Below are 19,362 nucleotides of genomic sequence, written 5' to 3' on the forward strand. Positions count from 1 at the left end.
GGTGCGGGCGCTCACTTGTAGACCCCCTGTTCGCCGAGGCGGTGGGCGACCTTGTTGGCGGCGTACACGAGCAGCGCGCCGATGAGGCCCTTGAAGAGGCCCGCGGCGGCGGCGAATCCGTAGTCGCCGCCGACGATGCCCTGGTAGTAGACGAAGGTGTCGATGATCTCGGCGGCCTCCGGGCCGACCGCGTCGCGCTGGAGCAGCATCTGCTCGAAGCCGACGGAGAGGATGTCGCCGAGCCGCATGATGAGCAGCAGCACGATCACCGGGCGGATGGCGGGCAGCGTGACGTGCCAGAACCGCCGCCAGGGGCCCGCCCCGTCGATCGCGGCGGCCTCGTACTGCTGCTCGTCGACCTGGGCGAGGGCGGCGAGGAAGATGATCGTGCCCCAACCGGCGTCCTTCCAGATGACCTGGGCGACGGTGAGCGGCCGGAAGGCGTCGGGGTTGCCGATGATGTCGACGGTGCTCAACCCCATGCCGTCGAGCGAGGAGTTGAGCAGTCCGGTGTCGCCGAGCACCTGTTGGAACAGGGCGACGACGATCACCCAGGAGATGAAGTGCGGCAGGTACGCCACCGACTGCACGAAGCGGCGGACGCTGCTGAAGGTGAGGCTGTGCAGCAGCAGGGCGAGGCCGAGCGGCACCGGGAAGTAGAAGACGAGCTGGAGGACGGCGATCCAGAGGGTGTTGAGGACGGCCGCCCAGAACGCCCCGTCGTCGAACATCCGTCGAAAGTTGTCCACCCCGACCCAGGGGCTGCCCCAGATGCCGTCGAACGGGACGTACTCCTTGAACGCGATGAGGTTGCCGGCCAGCGCGCCGTAGTGGAACAGGAGGAAGTAGGCGAGTCCGGGGAGCATGAGCAGGACCAGTGCACGCGATTGGAAGCGTTTTCGGCTCGGTTGCACATCGTCCGCTCGATGGATGGTCGCGCTGTCCTCCTCTGCACCTGCACGTTCCCGTAGTACCGCGCCCACGGGTCCCCCTCACATCTCGACGTCGGAGTGAGGGGAAGTTAAAACGTTTTCAATGGGCGGTCAACAGCCCTGACAAAGAAGGTCTGTTGACCCGACGACCGGATCCGGCCGCCCCAACTCCACGGCTTCACAATGCCTCACCGGTCCGTACAGGACTTCTCCGCAATGTTCGCAGTCCGGAATTCACCCCTTCATTTGGCATGTCATTGACACGGCTTTGGAGGGCCTTGGTAGACAGTTGCGCCCGGCGATTCCTGTGCGACCCCTGTGCTCACGGGGAACAAGGAGCCCTTCATGGCAGCCTTAGACCACACCCGCGTCCGTATCCGCCTCCGCCGCGTCCGCCTCCGTCGCTTCCGCTTCCGCGCCGCCCTGGTCGGCACCGTGGCGACAGCCCTGATCATCGGCAGCGCCCCTGCCACCCCCGCCGGAACCGGCGAGGCGAGACCCGCCGCCGCGGCCGAACCCGACACCAGCGACCCCCGCGAGGGGTGGAGACCCGCAAGCGAACTCGCTGAGGACGAGGACGACCCGGGCCTCCTCGATCGCCTCTTCGGCGACGACGAGGACGACGACGAGATCGACCGGGGCGACGGCCACAAGCCGCCCCGCATCGGCCTGGACCGCTCCCGGGGCTCGTCCTCCCTGACCCACCGGGGCGTCACGGGCGAGGCCGGCAGCGTCCGTATCGCCGCGCCCCGGACCACGCACTCCACCGGCGCCGACCTCTCCTGGAGCGCGTACCGGGGCAAGGACCTGCGGGAGTACGAAGTCCACCGCGCCACGAAGAAGGACTTCACCCCGACCGACGAGACCCTCCTCGCCCCCGTCGACCGCGACACCCGCACCTTCGCCGACCGCACCGCGCCGCCGGCGCTCCACGGCGCGGGCAAGAGCGAGAGCGGGGGCAGGAGCAGGAGCGAAGGCAAGGGCGAGGGCAGGACCTACCACTACCGGATCGTCGTCCGCACCCAGCAGGGCAAGCTGCTGGCCGGTCCCGCCCGCACGGTAGAACTCCCGCCGCCGGGCAAGGTCACCGAGGGGGCGAAGCTGCTCGCCGCCCCCGAGGACGAGACCTACTTCCTGCCGTACACGCCGGCGCGGATGATCCCCGGCGAGAAGGCCACCGTCGAGGCGACCCTCACCAACACCACGGACACGGTGTGGAAGAAGGGCGAGCGCGTCCTGTCGTACCGCTGGACGCTGGACGGCAAGGACGTCACCAACCTCCTCAACAAGGACGCGACCGGGCTGCCCGAGGACGTGGCCCCCGGCGAAGCGGTGACCTTCGACGCGGAGTTGAAGGCCCCGGTGCTCGTCGACCCGCTCGACAAGAGGCTCACCTTCGGCCTGGAGTGGGACCTGCGGGAGAAGGCCACCGGCGACTGGCTGTCCGAGACGGACGGGGTGCCGCCCTCGAAGCACCAGGTGACCGCCGAGTACCCGACCTCCGACCAGCTCGGCCTGGAGGACTTCCACTCCTACGCCGGCAAGAACACCGGCGCGGGCTCGGCGCTGATGAGCAATCTTCACGCGGGCAACGCGGTGTGGTCGTACAACGCCTTCTCGAACCCGTCGCTCGGCTTCTCGACCTTCCTGCGGCTGGCCTACAACTCGCAGGACGCGTCCAGTACTCCGGCCGGATACGGCTGGTCGCTGCAGGCCTCGTCGCCGGTCCGGCTGGGCACTCCGCTGGACTTCCACCCGGCCGCCCTGCTGCCCAAGCAGATCACGCTGACCGACGGCGACGGCACCAGCCACGTCTTCAGCAAGAACAAGAAGGGCGAGTGGGACTCCCCCGCCGGCGTCCACTTCCGGGTCAGGCAGCTGGAGAAGGACTGTCTGCTCCACCCTCACCAGCGCGAGGCCTGGGAGTTCCTGCGCCCGGACCGGACCCGGTTCCTCTTCGACTGCCAGGGCTATCCGAGTGCCCAGGTGGACAAGAACGGCAACCGGATGGAGTTCACGTACGAGGAGCGGCTGCTCGGGCACCCGTCCAAGCTGCTGAAGTACGTCACCGACGCCGAGGGCCGGCGCACGCTCACCGTCGAGTACTGGGAGAAGGGCGAGGCGTACTCGTACGTCGACAAGGACGGTGAGGTCAAGGAAGGCAAGCACCTCCTCAACCCGTTCATCGTCGACAAGGTCCGGTCGGTCACCGACGTCTCCGGGCGCCGGGTCGACTTCACCTTCACGGAGAAGGGGCTGCTGGCGCGGCTGACGGACGGCGCGAACGCGGCCGAGGAGAAGCGCAAGGTCTTCACGTTCCGGTACGGCAAGGAGTTCGACCACCCCGGCGTGAAGCTGGTCCAGGTCACCGACCCGCGCGGCAACTCCTCGAAGGTCGACTACGTCGGCCCGCACGACGACAAGGACCAGCTGCACTACCTCGGGTACACCAAGACGGTCACCGACCGGCTCGGCGGTGTGACCAAGTACCGCTACGAGGACCCCGACGGCCATGACGGCAAGGGGACCGAGACGGTCGTCACCGACGCCGAGGGCAACCCCAGCACCCAGCGGATGGACGGCTACGGCCGGCCCGTGAAGCTCACCGACGCCAAGAAGCGCACCACCAGGCTGGGTTGGGACGCCGACAACAACGTCACGCGCCTGGAGGAGAACAACGGCGCCGCCCGCACCTGGAAGTACGACCCCAGGACGGGCTATCCGCTGGAGATCCGGGACGCGGAGTCGGTGAAGAACGACCGGCCCGCCGCCACGCTCACCTACGCGACCGGGGAGAACGGCTACATCGCCGACCTGGCGCGCCGGGTCTCCCCGGAGGGCCGTACCTGGCAGTTCGGCTACGACGCGCGCGGCAACATGACCTCGGTCACCGACCCGAAGGGTGTGGCGAGCGAGCCCGCGGACGACTACACCTCCACCAACGCCTACGACGCCCGGGGACGGCTCCTCTCCGCGACCGACGCGAACGAGCACACCACGAGGTTCGAGGACTACGACCCGTCCGGCTATCCGCGGGTGATCGTCGACGCCCTCGGCAACCGCACACGGACGACGTACGACGTGCGCGGCAACGTCACCGAGGTCGAGGAGGCCGACGGGGCGACGACCACGCAGACGTACGACGTGTTCGCGCGTCCGCTGGAGAACCGCCGGCCGAAGGACCAGCAGGCGGGCGAGTTCATCGTCACGCCCGCGCCGAAGTACGACGTGAACGACAACACGCTCGTCTTCACCGCCCCCAACGGGGTGTCGAGCAGCAGCGAGTTCGACGCCGCCGACCAGCTGCTGAAGTCCAGCCAGCCTGGTGACGAGGAGGGCGCTCCCGCACGGGTGTCGACCTTCACGTACGACAAGGTCGGCAACCAGCTCACGTCGACGGAGCCCAAGGGCAATCTGACCGAGGAGCCCGGCGACTTCACCTCGACGACGCGGTACGACGAGGTCTACCAGCCGATCGAGGCGGTCAACGCGGCGGGCAGGCGCGCCTCGGCCGTCTACAACGACGTCGGTGACCTGGTGAAGGTCGTCGACGCCCGCAAGAACGAGACCGAGGACCCCGACGACTACACCACGAGGTTCCGCTACGACCTCGACCACCGGCTCCTGGAGACGACCGACGCGATCGGCAAGTCGACCACGAGCACGTACGACTGGGACGGTCTGACCACCGCCACCACGGACGCCGACGGCAACCGCACCGAGCTGGTCATCGACGCCCGTGGCGCCCTGGCCGAGGCGCGGGTCCCGCACGACGACGGCGTCGTCCGGAAGACCCGCTTCGAGTACGACGAGGTCGGCAACCGGACCCGGGTCGTCACCCCGCGCGGCATGGAGACCGAGGACCCTGAGGACTTCGCCTCCGAGACCGTCTACGACGAGCTGAACCGCGTCAAGGAGACCCTGAGCCCCTTCGACCCGGACGACGACCGCTACAACACCCCGGACCGCACGACGTACGAGTACGACGCGCTGAGCCGGGTGAAGAAGGTCAGCGCCCCGCCGTCCGAGGGACAGAGCGTCCGCAACGAGACGGAGTACACCTACTTCGACACCGGCCTGATCAGGACGTCGGTCGACGCCTTCGACATCAGGAACTCCTACCGGTACAACGACCTCGGCCAGCAGATCCAGAACACCCTGAGCAGCGCGGGCGACGCGGTCTCCCGCACCCTCGACTCCTCGTTCTATCCGAGCGGCGCCCTCAAGTCCCGCTCGGACGACGGGGTCCCGGTGGGCCTCCAGGTCGCCCTGGTCGACAACAGCGACATCAACAACACGGCGCAGCAGGGCACATGGACGACGGTCACCCCGGAGGGGGCGTACGGCTACGACGCGCAGACGCATGAGCCGGGTACCGGCGAGGACCGCTTCGTCTGGCAGCTGACGATCCCGCAGGCCGGCGACTACACGGTCTACGTCCGCCATCCGAAGGTCGACGGGGCGGCGAAGGACGCCGCGTACGAGATCAAGCACAAGGACGGCACCGAGACCAAGACCCTCGACCAGAGCGAACTACCCGGTGAATGGCGCTCCCTGGGCAAGTACGCCTTCGCCGAGGACACCGGTCAGGCCGTCACCCTCACCGACAAGGCGACCGGCACGGTGGTCGCGGACGCGGTGCGGCTGGTCCGCGACTACGAGGGCGACACCGACAACGAGAAGAAGGACTTCTCCTACCGCTACGACGCCAACGGCAACCAGACCGAGATCGTCGACAACAGCCCCGGCGTCGAGACCGACCGCTACACCCTGGCCTACGACGAGCTCAACCAGCTCACCGAGGTGGTGGAGCGCGACGGGGACACGGTCCGCGACACGACGGCCCTGACGTACGACGCCAACGGCAACACGCTGACGACCACCCACGACCTGACCTGGAGCAAGCTGGAGTACGACGAGCTGGACCGGGTCGAGCGCATCACCAACGCTGCGTCGCCGACGGCGGACGACCGCCAGGTCACCTCGGTGGAGTACACGGCCCGGGGCGAGCTCGCGAAACAGACGAAGCCGAACGGCAACGTCCTGACCGTCGACTACTACCTCGACGGCGCCACGAAAAAGACCGCGGAACGGCAGTCCGACGACACCCTCGTCGCCGAGCACGCCCTGAAGTACAACGCCAACGGTCACAAGGTCGAGGACGTCCTGAAGCTGATGGACGCCGACGACAACGGCTCCACGATCGACAACACGTACGCGTACACCTACGACCCGCAGGACCGCATCGCGAAGGTCGCGAAGACCGGCGACGACGAGAAGACGGAGGAGTACCGGCACGACGCGGCCGGCAACGTGGTCCGGCAGACGGTCGACGACACGACGACGACCCACCGCTACGACCGCAACCGTCTCCTGACGTCGACGGAGGACGGCGCGTCGTCGACGTACAACTACGATCCGCTGGGCCGCCTCGACACCGTCTCCTTCGGCGGCGAGACGATCCAGAAGTACCGCTACGACGGCTTCGACCGTCCGGAGTCGATCACGTCGGGCACCGGTGACGCGGCTCGGACGACCCGTCTGACGTACGACGCGTTCGACCGCACGGTGAAGGAGGCGGTCGGCAGCGGCGACGACGCGAAGACCACCCTCTTCACCTACCTGGGCATCACCTCGAACTCCCTGCGGGAGGAGGTGACGGACGAGGGCGTCACGTCCTTCCAGTACGCCTCCTGGGGGCAGAAACTCACCCAGATCAAGGACGAGGAGGACAAAGACCCCGAGACCACGCAGTACCTCTACCACCCGCACGGTGACGTGGAGGCGCTGACCGACAAGGACGGCGACACCAAGACCACGTACGGCTACACGGCGTACGGCAAGAACGACACGGCCCAGTTCACGGGCGCGGACAAGCCGGGGGTGGGCGGCGAGGAGCCGTCGGAGCCGTACAACTCGTACCGCTTCAACTCGAAGCGCTACGACACGGCGTCCGGCACGTACGACATGGGCTTCCGCACGTACGACCCGGGGCTGAACCGCTTCCTCACCCGCGACATGTACGGCGGGGCCCTGGCCGACATGGGTCTGACGATGGACCCGTACACCGGCAACCGCTACGCGTTCGCCGGCGGCAACCCGATCTCGTTCATAGAGATCGACGGCCATCTGTTCGGCCTCTCCTGGTCGGACATCGGCCACGCCGCCCTGGACGTGGTCGGTCTCATCCCGGTCGTGGGCGAGGCCGCCGACCTGGCCAACTGCGGCTGGTACGCGGCCGAGGGCGAGTACGTCGACGCGGCTCTGTCCTGCGCCTCGGCGATCCCGTTCGCGGGGTACGGGGCGACGGCTGCGAAGGTGGCCAAGTACGGGGACGAGGCGCTGGAGGCCCTGGACACGGCGAGCGATGTGGGCCGCAACGTCCCGTCGGGCGGGGCGACACCGCCGACGGGCGGCGTGAATCCGCCGCCTGCCGGCGCCGCCGATCCCCCGCCGGCCGGCGCCGCGGACGCACCCCCCACGGGCGGCGCCAACCCCCCGGCTGCCGACGCCCCGGCCCCGGCTGCCCCGAAGCCCCCGGACGCACCGCCGTCCTGCAAGAACAGCTTCGTCCCCGGCACCAAGGTCCTGATGGCCGACGGTTCCACGAAGGCGATCGAGGACATCGAACTCGGTGACAAGGTCACGGCGTCGGACGTGGAGACGGACGACACGCAGTCCCGCACGGTGACCCGCACGATCAAGGGTGAGGGCAAGAAGCGCCTGGTGACGATCACGGTCGACACGGACGGCCGGTCGGGGGACGCCACCTCCACGATCACGGCCACCGACGGCCATCCGTTCTGGCTGCCGGACCTGGCGCAGTGGGTGGATGCGGGCGACCTGAGGCGCGGTCAGTGGCTGAGCACCGGCAGTGGCAGCTGGATCCAGATCACGGCCGTTTCGACCCGCACCGCCGTGGGGCCGGTCCACAACCTCAGCGTCGCCGGCGTGCACACCTACCACGTGCTGGCCGGGTCCACTCCGGTCCTGGTCCACAACTGTGGCTTGGAGGATGTCGCCGGGAGTCTGGGCTCGCGTGGTCCCGGTGACCCCACCAGAGGGCAGGTCGTGAACATCGCCGACGGTGGTGTGTCTCGAGTGGGGCAGCCGATCCAGAGCGGCAGGAGCGGCGTCACCGACGACATCAACGATTTCCTGATGGGCTCCCCCAACATCGCGAACCCGGCGTCCGGCCCGCATGCGGCAGCCACACACGTCGAGACAACGGTCGCTTGGTTCATGCGGCAGCGCGGGGTGACGTCGGCGGACCTGGTGATCAACCATGCCGGCGGTCCATGCAGGGGCCCGTTCTCCTGCACCAACGCGGTCGGGGCCATCCTCCCTCAGGGGTCGACCCTGAATGTGTGGTTCCCGAACGCGGCAGGCGGAATGTCGAACGTACTGTTGAGGGGTCGGGCCTGATGAGGGCCGAGTCAGCGCCACCAGGGAGTCGAGCCACCGTGATTCTGAGCGTTTCGTACGGCAGTGGCTGGCACCACGCCGAGACCTGGGAAGAGAAGGCCCGTCTGATCACGCAGGTGATGGAGACCCTGCAATCGGAGGGCCGGACAGGTCAGTGGTACACCCCGGGCGAGGACGCGTGGTTCAGTCTCTCCGAGGAACGGCACGACGACAGTCGGCCGGTGGCGGACAACTATCTGCGTGTCGCCGTCAACAGGTCGACGGGGTACGGGGGGCTGGTCTGGGGAGTCACCGAGGACAGTCCCAGAAGAGGCGGCATCCACAACTCCGTCTGGGTGTCCGACAATCCGCTACCACCGGCCTTCGACCCTCGGGTCGTGTCGGATCCCGGTTATCCGCTGTTCCATGATCCGTGCAGCACCCTGCCCGTGCCACGAGTACGGGCGGCGGTGGAGGAGTTCTGCCGCACGGACACGGGAGACAGGCCGCGATGCGTCCAGTGGGTCCCCGGCCACCTGAATGGAGAACGTCTCGACAAGGCTCCCATGGTGGACCTCGTCGAGAATTCCGACCCGTTCGCCTGATCTAGCCGACGACCCGCCCGTTCAGCACCACTCTCGTCGGGGCCCCCAGCACGTGAACATCCGTGCGGGGGTCCCGTTCGTACACCACCAGGTCCGCGGGGGCGCCCTCGGTCAGGCCGGGGCGGCCGAGCCAGGCGCGGGCGTGCCAGGTGGTCGCCGCGAGCGCCTGGACCGGCGGGATGCCGGCGGTGACCAGTTCGGCGACCTCCGCGGCGACCAGGCCGTGGGCCAGGGAGCCGCCGGCGTCCGTGCCCACGTACACCGGGATGCCCGCGTCGTAGGCGTTGCGGACGGTGTCGTAGCGGCGTTCGTGGAGGCGGCGCATGTGCGCGGCCCAGTTCGGGAACTTGGCCTCGCCGCCGTCCGCCATGGACGGGAAGGTGGCGATGTTGACCAGGGTCGGGACGATCGCGACGCCTCGGGAGGCGAAGAGGGGGATCAGGTCGTCCGTCAGGCCCGTCGCGTGTTCGACGCAGTCGATGCCCGCCTCGACGAGGTCGCGGAGGGACGACTCGGCGAAGCAGTGGGCGGTCACGCGGGCGCCCAGGAGGTGCGCCTCCGTGATCGCCGCCTCGATCGCCTCACGCGGCCAGCACGGCGACAGGTCGCCCAGCCCCCGGTCGATCCAGTCCCCCACCAGCTTCACCCAGCCGTCCCCGCGCCGGGCCTCCTGGGAGACGTACGCGACCAGTTCGTCCGGCTCGATCTCGTGGGCGAAGTTGCGGATGTAGCGCCGCGTGCGGGCGATGTGGCGGCCGGCCCGGATGATGTTCGGCAGGTCGTCGCGGTCGTCGATCCAGCGGGTGTCGGAGGGGGAGCCCGCGTCGCGGATCAGGAGGGTGCCCGCGTCGCGGTCGGTCAGCGCCTGTTTCTCGGCGATGTCCTCCGGGACCGGGCCGTGGGGGCCGAGGCCGACGTGACAGTGCGCGTCGACCAGGCCGGGGAGGGCCCAGCCCTCGACGGTACGCGTGTCCCGGGCGCCGGCCGGGCGGTCGTACGACACCCTGCCGTCGATCACCCACAGCTCGTCCCGGACCTCCTCGGGTCCGACCAGGATCCGGCCCTTCACATGCAGCACCGCACGCTCGCTCATGCACCGCACCTTAGTCAGCGCGCCGGTACGGCAGAAAGGGACGCCCTTCTCAGTCCTTGCCGCCCACCTGGTCCGACGTCTCCTCCTCCTCCACCTCCGCCATCGCCGGGTCCAGGAGGCGGGAGAGGAAGTGGCGGGTGCGTTCGTGGCTCGGGCTGCCGATGACCTGGGCCGGGGTGCCGTCCTCGACGATCACGCCGTCGTCCATGAAGACCACGCGGTCGGCGACCTCCCTCGCGAAGGTCATCTCGTGGGTCACCACCATCATGGTCATGCCGTCCTGGGCGAGCATGCGCATCACCGCCAGGACGTCCCCCACCAGCTCCGGGTCGAGCGCCGAGGTCGGCTCGTCGAAGAGCATCACCTCGGGGCCCATCGACAGCGCGCGGGCGATCGCCACGCGCTGCTGCTGACCGCCGGAGAGCGAGGCGGGGTAGGCGCCCGCCTTCTCCGACAGGCCCACCCGGGACAGGTTCTCCGCCGCCACCTTCGCCGCCGTCGCCTTGTCCCGCTTGAGGACCCGGCGCTGCGGCAGGGTGAGGTTCTCGGTCACCGTGAGGTGCGGGAAGAGGTTGAACTGCTGGAAGACCATGCCGATACGGCGGCGTACGGCGTCGATGTCGACGTCCGGGTCCGTCAGTTCCGTACCGCCGACGAAGACCTGGCCCTTCGTCGGCTCCTCCAGGAGGTTCACACAGCGCAGCAGCGTCGACTTGCCGGAGCCCGACGGGCCGATGACGCACACCACCTCGCCCCGCCCGATCTCCAGATCGATGCCCTTCAGCACCTCGTTGGCGCCGAACGACTTGTGCAGACCCCGGACCTCGATCTCCGCCCTGGTACTCATTTCACGGCCTCCTGGGCCTTCGCCTCCATGCGGCGTACGACGAAGCCGAGCGGAACGGTCACCAGCAGGTAGCACAGGCCGGCGACCAGGATCGGCGTGGAGTTGGCGGTGGTGCTGGCCAGGTCACGGCCGTACTTGGACAGCTCGCGCTCCTCCAGCGTGACGCCGAGGAAGAGGACGAGCGAGGAGTCCTTGAACAGCAGGACCAGTTCGTTGGTGAGCGGCGGCAGGATGATCCGGAACGCCTGCGGAATGATGATCGACACCATCGCGCGGGCGGGCGAGAACCCCAGCGAACGGGCCGCCTCCAGCTGGCCCTTCGGCACCGCCTGGATGCCCGCGCGGATCGTCTCCGCCATGTACGCGGCGGCCACCAGACCGAGCGCGAGCGCGACCTTGCCGTACGTGCCGCCGGGGATCTCCGTGCCGGGGAAGGCCAGCGGCACGGCGACGCCGATGAAGATGAAGATCAGTAGGGCGGGCAGGCCCCGGAAGATCTCGATGTACACGCCGGCGAACCAGCGGTACGGGCCCACCGACGACAGCCGCATCAGCGCGATGACCATGCCGAGGACGAGCCCGAACACGAAGCCGGACAGCGTGTAGAGGACGGTGTTCTTCAGTGCCAGCGTGATGACGTCGGGGAACATCTGCTCGGCGATGTCCCACTGGGCGAACTGGTTCTTCAGCCGGGCCCAGTCCGCCGACACCGCGAAGGCGACGACGGCGGCGACGAACAGCGCGTACTGCGCGCCCCGGGAGAGGGTGCGCTTCTGGCTCCGGGTCAGGCCCTTCTTCTTCGGCTGGAGCGCTGTGTCCGTGTCGGTCCCGCTCATGAGGCCGACGGGGAGGCCGAGGCGGCGCTCTCGTCGTACGGGCCGATCCACTGCTCGTACAGGTCCTTGTACGTGCCGTCGGACTTGGCCTCGGCAAGCGCCTTGTTGATGGCGGCGACGAGCTTGGTGTTGCCCTTCTTGACGGTGAAGCCGTACTCCTCACCGGTGTTGATCTGCTCGGCGACCGTGTAGGCGTCGGCGAGAACCTCGTCCTTGAGCCAGCCCTGGACCACCGGGTAGTCGATGACGACGGCGTCGACCTGGCCGGTACGCAGGCCGTTGAGGACGGCGTCGGAGGACTCGAAGGAGACGGGGTCGAGGCCCTTGCTCTTGGCGTAGTCCTCGCCGGTGGTCTGCGCCTGGGTGCCGACCTTGTAGTCCCCGTCGCCCTTGAGGTCCGCGAACGAGCGGATGTCGGCGTTCTTGGCGGCGAGAACGGCCTGCGTGGCCTCGAAGTACGGGTCGGAGAAGTCGACGTTCTTCTTGCGCTCGTCGGTGATCGTCATACCGGCCGCGGCGAGGTCGCACTCGCCGGAGTTCAGGAAGGCGCCCGTCTTGAAGTTCTCGAAGGGGGTGTCGACGATGTCCTGCTTCACCCCCAGGTCCTCGGCGACGAGGTCGATCAGGGACACGTCGAAGCCCTGGACCTTGCCGTCGATCTCGGACTGGAACGGCGGGTACGGGAGGTGCGTGCAGGTCGTGAGCTGACCGGCCTTCACCAACTCGACCCCGCCGGCCGCGGTCTTGGAGCCGCTGCCGCCGCCGTCGTCCGACGAACAGCCGGCCACGAGCAGCAGTCCGGCCGCGGCGGTGGTGGCGGCGAGGATGCGGGTCCGGCGTCCGGGGACCGAGTTCACGGGGAGACCTCCTGTGGGGAAACTGAGACAACCGATGATAAGGAAATCTTTGGCTCGCTCAAACTATTCCGATGGCCATCGGGCCGCCTGACCTCCGATGTTGGCGATGCGGGGCGCACGGATGCCGTCGGTACCCTCGACACCATCTACCCCGTCCTTGAAGAGAGCACCCCGTGACACACCCGTTTCTGGATCTGGCCCCGCTGAGCGCGTCGCACTTCGCCTCGATCGAGGACCGGGTCGCCCGGCTGCTCTCCACGGAGCAGGACGTCGTGATCACCCAGGGCGAGGCGCTGCTGCCGCTGGAGGGCGCGATCCGCGGGGCCGCCGGTCCCGGCACGACCGCGCTGAACGTGATCACCGGGCCGTACGGGCAGACCTTCGGGGACTGGCTGCGGGACTGCGGGGCGACGGTCGTCGACCTGGCGGTGCCCTTCCACACGGCGGTGACGGCCGGGCAGATCCGCGACGCCTTCGCCGAGCACCCGGCGATCGACTTCGTGTCGCTGGTGCACGCGGAGGCCGCCACCGGCAACACCAACCCGGTGGCGGAGATCGGCGAGGTCGTCCGTGAGCACGGCGCCCTGTTCTACCTGGACGCGGTGGCCTCCGTCGGGGCCGAGCCGGTCCTGCCGGACGCGTGGGGTGTCGACCTGTGCGTCATCGGGGCGCAGAAGGCGATGGGCGGGCCGGCCGGGGTCTCGGCGATCTCCGTGAGCGAGCGGGCGTGGGCGCGGATGGCGGCCAACCCACGGGCGCCGCGCCGCTCGTACCTCTCCCTGCTGGACTGGAAGGAGCGCTGGATCGACGGCGGCCGCCGGGCGCTGCTGCACGCGCCCGCCCAGCTGGAGATGCTCGCCCTGGAGGCCTGCCTGGAGCGCGTCGAGGCGGAGGGGCTCGGGACGGTGATGTCGCGGCACGCGTCCGCCGCCGCGGCGACCCGGGCCGGAGCGCTCGCGCTGGGCGGAGGCCTGGAGCCCTATGTGCGTGAGGCGGCCGACGCGGCGCCCGTCGCCACGACCCTGCGGACACCCGCCGGGGTCGACGCCTCGGAGCTGGTCGCCAAGGCGCTGGCCGCGGATCCGGCGCTCCCGCTGGCCGCCGGCGGCGGCGCCCTCGCCTCGGAGATGGTCCGCGTGAACCACTACGGCCCCGACGCCACCCCGGGGGTCGTGCACTCCGCCCTCGCCGGGCTGGGCGCGGCCCTGGCGGAGTTCGGCGCGCGCGTCGACCTGGAGGGGGCCCGGCGGGCGGCGACGGCGGCCCGCGCATAGCGGGAGCGCTTTCGGCGGGGAATTGCCACCGGCTTTTCCGGCAGAAATGAAGTGGAATTCACAGAACAGGATCCCGTATTCTTCTGCCCGCTCTTCCCCCGCCTAAACGCAAAGATTTCGCGAACGCCGACGGGGCCGATTCGAGCAGGACTCGTGAGGGTTGCGCACATGTGACCGACTCCACAACGTGCCCGTTTTGTGCGGTAATTTACGGGCGAAACCCACCATACCTACCGCGTTTCCGTAGGTCCCTCACGCCCGCGTGATAACACGTGAACGGCTCATGCGTAACCCCGCGCGGCGATGCAATTCGAAATTCCCATGGGTAAATTCAAGCCCCATGACTGCCGCACAAGCAGAACCACTGACGGAAATCGCGGAAGGGATTCGGATCGACCGCCCGGACGTGTCGGACGGCGCGTCGCTGTGGCGCATCGCCGGGGACTCCAAAGCGCTGGACCTGAACTCCTCGTACAGCTATCTGCTGTGGTGCCGGGACTTCGCGGACACCTCGGCGGTGGCGCGGGACCGGTCCGGGGAACCGGTCGGCTTCGTGACCGGGTATGTGCGCCCGGAGCGGCCGGACACCCTGCTGGTGTGGCAGGTCGCCGTCGACGAGGCGCACCGGGGGCTCGGGCTCGCGGGCGCGCTGCTGGACGGGCTCACCGCCCGGGTCGCGCGACGGCACCCCCTGACCTGCCTGGAGACCACCATCACGCCCGGCAACACCGCGTCCGAGCGGCTGTTCGCCGCGTACGCCGAACGGCACGGCGCGAGCGTCGAGCGCACGGTCCTGTTCGAGGCGGGGGACTTCCCGGACGGCCCGCACCAGCCCGAGGTGCTGCACCGCATCGGCCCGCTCTCCCCCTGAGGCCGCCGCGCGTCCGGGTCTCCGCCCGCCGGCGGACCCCGCCCCCTTCTCCACTCCCCCACTCCCCCTCCCTCCCTCACCCCCCACGCACCGAGGAGCGATTCGACGTGACCATCACCCAGCCCGACCTGAGCGTCTTCGAGACCCTGGAGTCCGAGGTGCGCAGCTACTGCCGCGGCTGGCCCACCGTCTTCGACCGCGCGCAGGGCAGCCGGATGTTCGACGAGGACGGCCACACCTACCTCGACTTCTTCGCCGGCGCCGGGTCACTCAACTACGGCCACAACAACCCCGTGCTCAAACGCGCCCTCATCGACTATCTCGAACGGGACGGCGTCACCCACGGGCTCGACATGTCGACGACCGCCAAGCGGGCGTTCCTGGAGTCCTTCCAGAACCTGGTGCTGCGGCCGCGCGATCTGCCGTACAAGGTCATGTTCCCGGGGCCGACCGGCACCAACGCGGTGGAGTCGGCGCTGAAACTGGCGCGGAAGGTGAAGGGCCGGGAATCGGTCGTGTCGTTCACCAACGCCTTCCACGGCATGTCGCTCGGCTCGCTCGCCGTCACCGGCAACGCCTTCAAGCGGGCCGGGGCGGGCATCCCGCTGGTCCACGGCACCCCGATGCCGTTCGACAACTACTTCGACGGCACGGTCGAGGACTTCCTGTGGTTCGAGCGGCTGCTGGAGGACCAGGGCTCCGGGCTCAACAAGCCCGCCGCGGTGATCGTGGAGACCGTGCAGGGCGAGGGCGGCATCAACGTCGCCCGCCCGGAGTGGCTGCGTGCGCTCTCCGAGCTGTGCGCGCGGCAGGACATGCTGCTCATCGTCGACGACATCCAGATGGGCTGCGGTCGTACGGGCGCCTTCTTCTCGTTCGAGGAGGCCGGCATCACACCCGACATCGTGACCGTCTCGAAGTCCATCAGCGGCTACGGGCTGCCGATGTCGCTCTGCCTGTTCAAGCCGGAGCTGGACATCTGGGAGCCGGGTGAGCACAACGGCACCTTCCGCGGCAACAACCCCGCCTTCGTGACGGCGACGGCCGCCCTGGAGGCGTACTGGGCCGACGGCTCCGTCATGGAGAAGCAGACCCGCGAGCGCGGTGAGCAGGTCGAGCAGGCGCTCATCTCCATCACGGAGGAGAACCTCGCCGACGTGAAGGAGTACCGGGGCCGCGGTCTGGTGTGGGGCCTGGAGTTCCACGAGAAGGAGCGCGCGGGACGGGTGGCCAAGCGGGCCTTCGAACTCGGGCTGCTGATCGAGACGTCCGGCCCGGAGAGCGAGGTCGTCAAACTGCTGCCGGCCCTCACCATCACCCCCGACGAGCTGGACGAGGGCCTGCGCGTCCTCGCCCGCGCCGTGCGGGAGACCGTCTGACGTCGTACGGGAGACCGTCCGGCGCCGTACGGCGAACCATCTAACTAGGAGGCATCGCACCACCGTGATCGTCCGTTCGTTCAAGGACATCGAAGGAACCGACCGGCATGTGAAGTCGGCGTCCGGCACCTGGGAGAGCAAGCGCATCGTGCTCGCCCGGGAGCGGGTCGGCTTCTCCCTCCACGAGACGACTCTGTACGCGGGTACGGAGACGTCCATGTGGTACGCGAACCACGTCGAGGCCGTCGTGTGCGTCGAGGGCGAGGCCGAGCTCACCGACCAGGAGACCGGGCGGAGTTACACGATCACGCCCGGAACCATGTACCTCCTCGACGGGCACGAGCGGCACACACTGCGGGTGAAGGAGGACTTCCGCTGCATCTGTGTCTTCAACCCGCCCGTGACCGGCCGGGAGGACCACGACGAGAACGGCGTCTACCCGCTGCTCACCGAGCCCGAGGAGGTGTGACATCACCATGACCACGACCACCACGATGAACACTGCCACCACCGTCCCCGACCTCTACCCCAGCCGTGGGGCCACCGAGGTCTCGGTCCCGCGTCAGGACCCGGTCGTCTGGGGCTCCCCCGCCACGCCCGGCCCGGTCTCCCTCGCCGAGCTCCAGGCGTACGAGCGCGACGGGTTCCTCCCCGTCGAGCAGCTGATCGAGCCGGACGAGGTCGCCGTGTACCGGGGGGAGCTGGAGCGGCTGGTCGCCGATCCGGCGATCCGCGCCGACGAGCGCTCGATCGTGGAGCCGAAGTCGCAGGAGATCCGGTCGGTCTTCGAGGTGCACCGGATCAGTGAGCTGTTCGCGCAGCTGGTGCGGGACGAGCGGGTCGTCGGGCGGGCCCGGCAGATCCTCGGCTCGGACGTGTACGTCCACCAGTCGCGGATCAACGTGAAGCCGGGCTTCGGCGCGTCCGGGTTCTACTGGCACTCCGACTTCGAGACCTGGCACGCCGAGGACGGGCTGCCGAACATGCGGACGGTGTCCGTCTCGATCGCCCTGACCGAGAACTACGACACCAACGGCGGTCTGATGATCATGCCGGGGTCGCACCGGACGTTCCTCGGCTGTGCGGGAGCCACCCCGCAGGACAACTACAAGAAGTCGCTGCAGATGCAGGACGCCGGCACCCCGTCCGACGAGGCGCTGACGGCCATGGCGTCCGAGTACGGCATCAAGCTGTTCACGGGCAAGGCCGGTTCGGCGACCTGGTTCGACTGCAACTGCATGCACGGGTCCGGTGACAACATCACCCCGTTCCCGCGCAGCAACGTCTTCATCGTCTTCAACAGCGTGGAGAACGCGGCCGTGGAGCCGTTCGCGGCGCCGGTGCGGCGGCCGGAGTTCATCGGCGCACGGGACTTCACCCCGGTGCGGTGACCTCACCGTCCCCCTGACGGGGCCGGGCGATCGCCACCCCTGAGCGACCGCCCGGCCCCTTTCGCGTGCCCACGGGCGACCGCCGCCGACGGGATCCCCTACAGCCAGGCCAGCGAGGCCGCCCGCTCCAGTACGGTGCGGGCCGCGCTCTCGTCGCCGGTGATGCCCCTCGGGACCTCGTCTGGGGCATGGCGACCGCCGACCAGGAGGCAGAAGTCGACCGGGTCCAGGCTGAGTTCGGCGTGCACGGGCCCGGTGTCGTCGCCGAGGATCCAGCTGGTGTCGGTGGGCCCGGTGACCTCGAAGAGGACGGGCGGCGCGTCGTGGAGGGCCAGGCCGAGGATGCGGACGGCCAGCCGGACCAGGGACCACAGGTGTTCGTCGGGGGGCGGCGGCACGGGCAGACCGAGGGCCCGGCCGATGTCGTCCGTGTGGATCCAGGCCTCGAAGGCGCGGATCACGAAGTGGTCGGCGACCGGCAACCTGAGGCCCATCACCGTGACGGGGCGGGCGGCGAGTTCGGGGTCGGCGGCCTCGGGGGTGGCGAGCAGCGCGGCGGCCTGCGCGGCCCAGGTGGCGAGCGTCTGCGCGGGTGTGCGCCGGTGCTCGTGGGCGATGACGTCGGCGGTGCGCCGGGCCCAGGCGTCCGGGGCGGGGGTCTCCTCCGGGATGTGCGAGAGGGGCAGCGGGGTGTCGACGCCGAGGCGTACGGCGAGGTGTTCGTCGGCGGCGACGAGGTGGGCGACGGTGGCGTGGGCGTCCCAGTCGTGCACGACCGGGGTGCCCCAGCGGCCCTCCACCTCCGGTACCAGCGCCTGGAGTCCGGCCACGGCCGCGGCGTAGGGCGCCGCGTGGTGGGCGAGCTCGGCGGCACGGGGGCGGCGGGAGCGGAGCGCGAGCGCGAGGACGCCGTCGGCGCGCCCGTCCACGGCACCGACCGGGTTCCCGTCCACCGATCCGTCCAGCAGCCGTACCGTGGCGCGGAGCCGGTCCGCCTCCGCCGCGCACGACGCGCAGACGGCCAGGTGCGGGGCGACTCTCCGCCGCTCGCCGGGCGGGAGCGCGCCGACGGCCCAGGCGGCCAGCAGCTCCCGTACGCCGTCGTGGTCGTTGGTCATCGCGCGCCGCCCTTTCGCCCTGCCGCGTCCACGATACGCAGGTGCCACGCGCTCCGGACGGTCCCGTGCGCCCCCATCACGCGCCCCTTGCCGCAGCCGGGTCCGGCGGGTCCGCGAGGGACTCCGCCAGCTTGCGCAGCGCCGAGCGCAGGCGGGCCTTCGCGGTGCCCTCGGGTATGCCGAGTTCGACGGCGGCCTGGCGGTAGGTGCGGCCGGCGAAGTAGGCGAGGTGGACCACCTCCCGCTGGGGGCGCGGGAGTTCGGCGAGGGCGGTGTGCAGCAGGAGGGAGCGTTCGCGGTCGACGAGCGCCTCGGCCGGGTCGGGGGCCGCGTCGGGGATGGCGTGCAGCGCCGAGTCGTCCGCGCGGACGTCCTTGCGGTGCCGGGCCTCGCCGCGCACCCAGTCCACGGCCCGCCGGTGGGCGACCATGGAGAGCCAGGTGCGCAGCGAGCCCCGGCGCGCGTCGAAGCCGTACGGCCTGCTCCACAGCTGGGCGAAGACCTCCTGCGCCACGTCCTCGGCGGCCGCCGGGCTGCGGGTGACCCGGACGGCCACCCGCCGGACGAGTCCTCCGTACGCCGCGTACGCCTCACGCAGCGCGGACTCGTCCCCGTACACCAGCCGCCGATGCAACTCCACATCGATGGACGGCTGTTCGAGCGTCGGCTCCACCGGCACCACCACCTCGTGATGCCTTCCTAGCGTCCTGGCGCGGTCCGCGCCAGTGAGTCGGGAAAGTCAGCCGGAGAGGACG

At 69.7% G+C, this 19,362-nt stretch carries 14 protein-coding genes; 7 read left to right on the forward strand and 7 right to left on the reverse strand.

Annotation, left to right across the window (positions count from 1 at the left end):
* Positions 1-11: 11 nt before the first annotated feature.
* Entirely contained in the window at positions 12-866 is an 855-nt protein-coding gene (locus HW837_RS15505) for an ABC transporter permease (RefSeq protein WP_045560843.1), read from the reverse strand.
* A gap of 411 nt (positions 867-1,277) precedes the next feature.
* Here HW837_RS15505 and HW837_RS15510 point away from each other — a divergent pair, with 411 nt between their 5' ends.
* Together HW837_RS15510 and HW837_RS15515 are read left to right on the forward strand one after the other, a co-directional pair.
* On the forward strand, positions 1,278-8,357 hold the full coding sequence (locus tag HW837_RS15510) for a golvesin C-terminal-like domain-containing protein (RefSeq protein ID WP_193381620.1): 7,080 nt from the start codon (positions 1,278-1,280) through the stop codon (positions 8,355-8,357).
* 38 nt (positions 8,358-8,395) lie between these two features.
* Positions 8,396-8,941 (forward strand): Imm1 family immunity protein, encoded by a 546-nt coding sequence (locus tag HW837_RS15515; protein WP_045560844.1) that lies wholly within the window; start codon positions 8,396-8,398, stop codon positions 8,939-8,941.
* A 1-nt stretch (position 8,942) separates the two neighbouring features.
* Here HW837_RS15515 and HW837_RS15520 read toward each other — a convergent pair whose 3' ends face one another.
* The 4 genes from HW837_RS15520 to HW837_RS15535 are packed head-to-tail and all read right to left on the reverse strand — an operon-like array spanning position 8,943 to position 12,574.
* Positions 8,943-10,034, reverse strand: a complete 1,092-nt coding sequence (locus tag HW837_RS15520; protein ID WP_045560845.1) for an amidohydrolase family protein — start codon at positions 10,032-10,034, stop codon at positions 8,943-8,945.
* 49 nt (positions 10,035-10,083) lie between these two features.
* The gene (locus HW837_RS15525; protein WP_193381619.1) at positions 10,084-10,881 is read right to left on the reverse strand and encodes an amino acid ABC transporter ATP-binding protein; all 798 of its coding nucleotides are present in this window, start codon (positions 10,879-10,881) and stop codon (positions 10,084-10,086) included.
* Complete coding sequence (locus HW837_RS15530) at positions 10,878-11,717, reverse strand: amino acid ABC transporter permease (protein ID WP_045560847.1); 840 nt, start codon at positions 11,715-11,717, stop codon at positions 10,878-10,880. Before HW837_RS15530 ends, HW837_RS15525 begins: the two co-directional genes overlap by 4 nt.
* Entirely contained in the window at positions 11,714-12,574 is an 861-nt protein-coding gene (locus tag HW837_RS15535) for a transporter substrate-binding domain-containing protein (protein WP_093788457.1), read from the reverse strand. Before HW837_RS15535 ends, HW837_RS15530 begins: the two co-directional genes overlap by 4 nt.
* Positions 12,575-12,747: 173 nt before the next feature.
* On the opposite strand from HW837_RS15535, the gene HW837_RS15540 reads away from it, so the two are divergent.
* The 5 genes from HW837_RS15540 (at position 12,748) to thpD (ending at position 17,489) form a co-directional block, all read left to right on the forward strand.
* The gene (locus HW837_RS15540; RefSeq protein WP_193381618.1) at positions 12,748-13,848 is read left to right on the forward strand and encodes a pyridoxal-phosphate-dependent aminotransferase family protein; all 1,101 of its coding nucleotides are present in this window, start codon (positions 12,748-12,750) and stop codon (positions 13,846-13,848) included.
* A 340-nt stretch (positions 13,849-14,188) separates the two neighbouring features.
* Positions 14,189-14,719, forward strand: coding sequence for a diaminobutyrate acetyltransferase (gene ectA / locus HW837_RS15545; RefSeq protein ID WP_177261681.1), 531 nt, complete (start codon positions 14,189-14,191; stop codon positions 14,717-14,719).
* A 107-nt stretch (positions 14,720-14,826) separates the two neighbouring features.
* Positions 14,827-16,098, forward strand: coding sequence for a diaminobutyrate--2-oxoglutarate transaminase (gene ectB, locus HW837_RS15550; protein WP_045560851.1), 1,272 nt, complete (start codon positions 14,827-14,829; stop codon positions 16,096-16,098).
* Positions 16,099-16,162: 64 nt separating this feature from the next.
* Complete coding sequence (locus tag HW837_RS15555) at positions 16,163-16,567, forward strand: ectoine synthase (RefSeq protein ID WP_033529158.1); 405 nt, start codon at positions 16,163-16,165, stop codon at positions 16,565-16,567.
* Positions 16,568-16,592: 25 nt separating this feature from the next.
* A complete protein-coding gene (gene thpD, locus HW837_RS15560) occupies positions 16,593-17,489 on the forward strand; it encodes an ectoine hydroxylase (RefSeq protein WP_045560994.1) in 897 nt (298 codons plus the stop codon).
* Positions 17,490-17,587: 98 nt separating this feature from the next.
* Here thpD and HW837_RS15565 read toward each other — a convergent pair whose 3' ends face one another.
* Together HW837_RS15565 and HW837_RS15570 are read right to left on the reverse strand one after the other, a co-directional pair.
* Positions 17,588-18,607, reverse strand: a complete 1,020-nt coding sequence (locus tag HW837_RS15565; protein WP_193381617.1) for a maleylpyruvate isomerase family mycothiol-dependent enzyme — start codon at positions 18,605-18,607, stop codon at positions 17,588-17,590.
* A gap of 76 nt (positions 18,608-18,683) precedes the next feature.
* Positions 18,684-19,292 carry an RNA polymerase sigma factor gene (locus HW837_RS15570; RefSeq protein WP_045560853.1) on the reverse strand — a complete coding sequence of 203 codons (609 nt, stop codon included), beginning with the start codon at positions 19,290-19,292 and terminating at the stop codon, positions 18,684-18,686.
* Between the last annotated feature and the right edge of the window lie 70 nt (positions 19,293-19,362).

Origin of the sequence: Streptomyces caniscabiei (genome assembly GCF_014930365.1) — a bacterium.
GTDB classification, from domain to species: Bacteria; Actinomycetota; Actinomycetes; order Streptomycetales; family Streptomycetaceae; genus Streptomyces; species Streptomyces caniscabiei.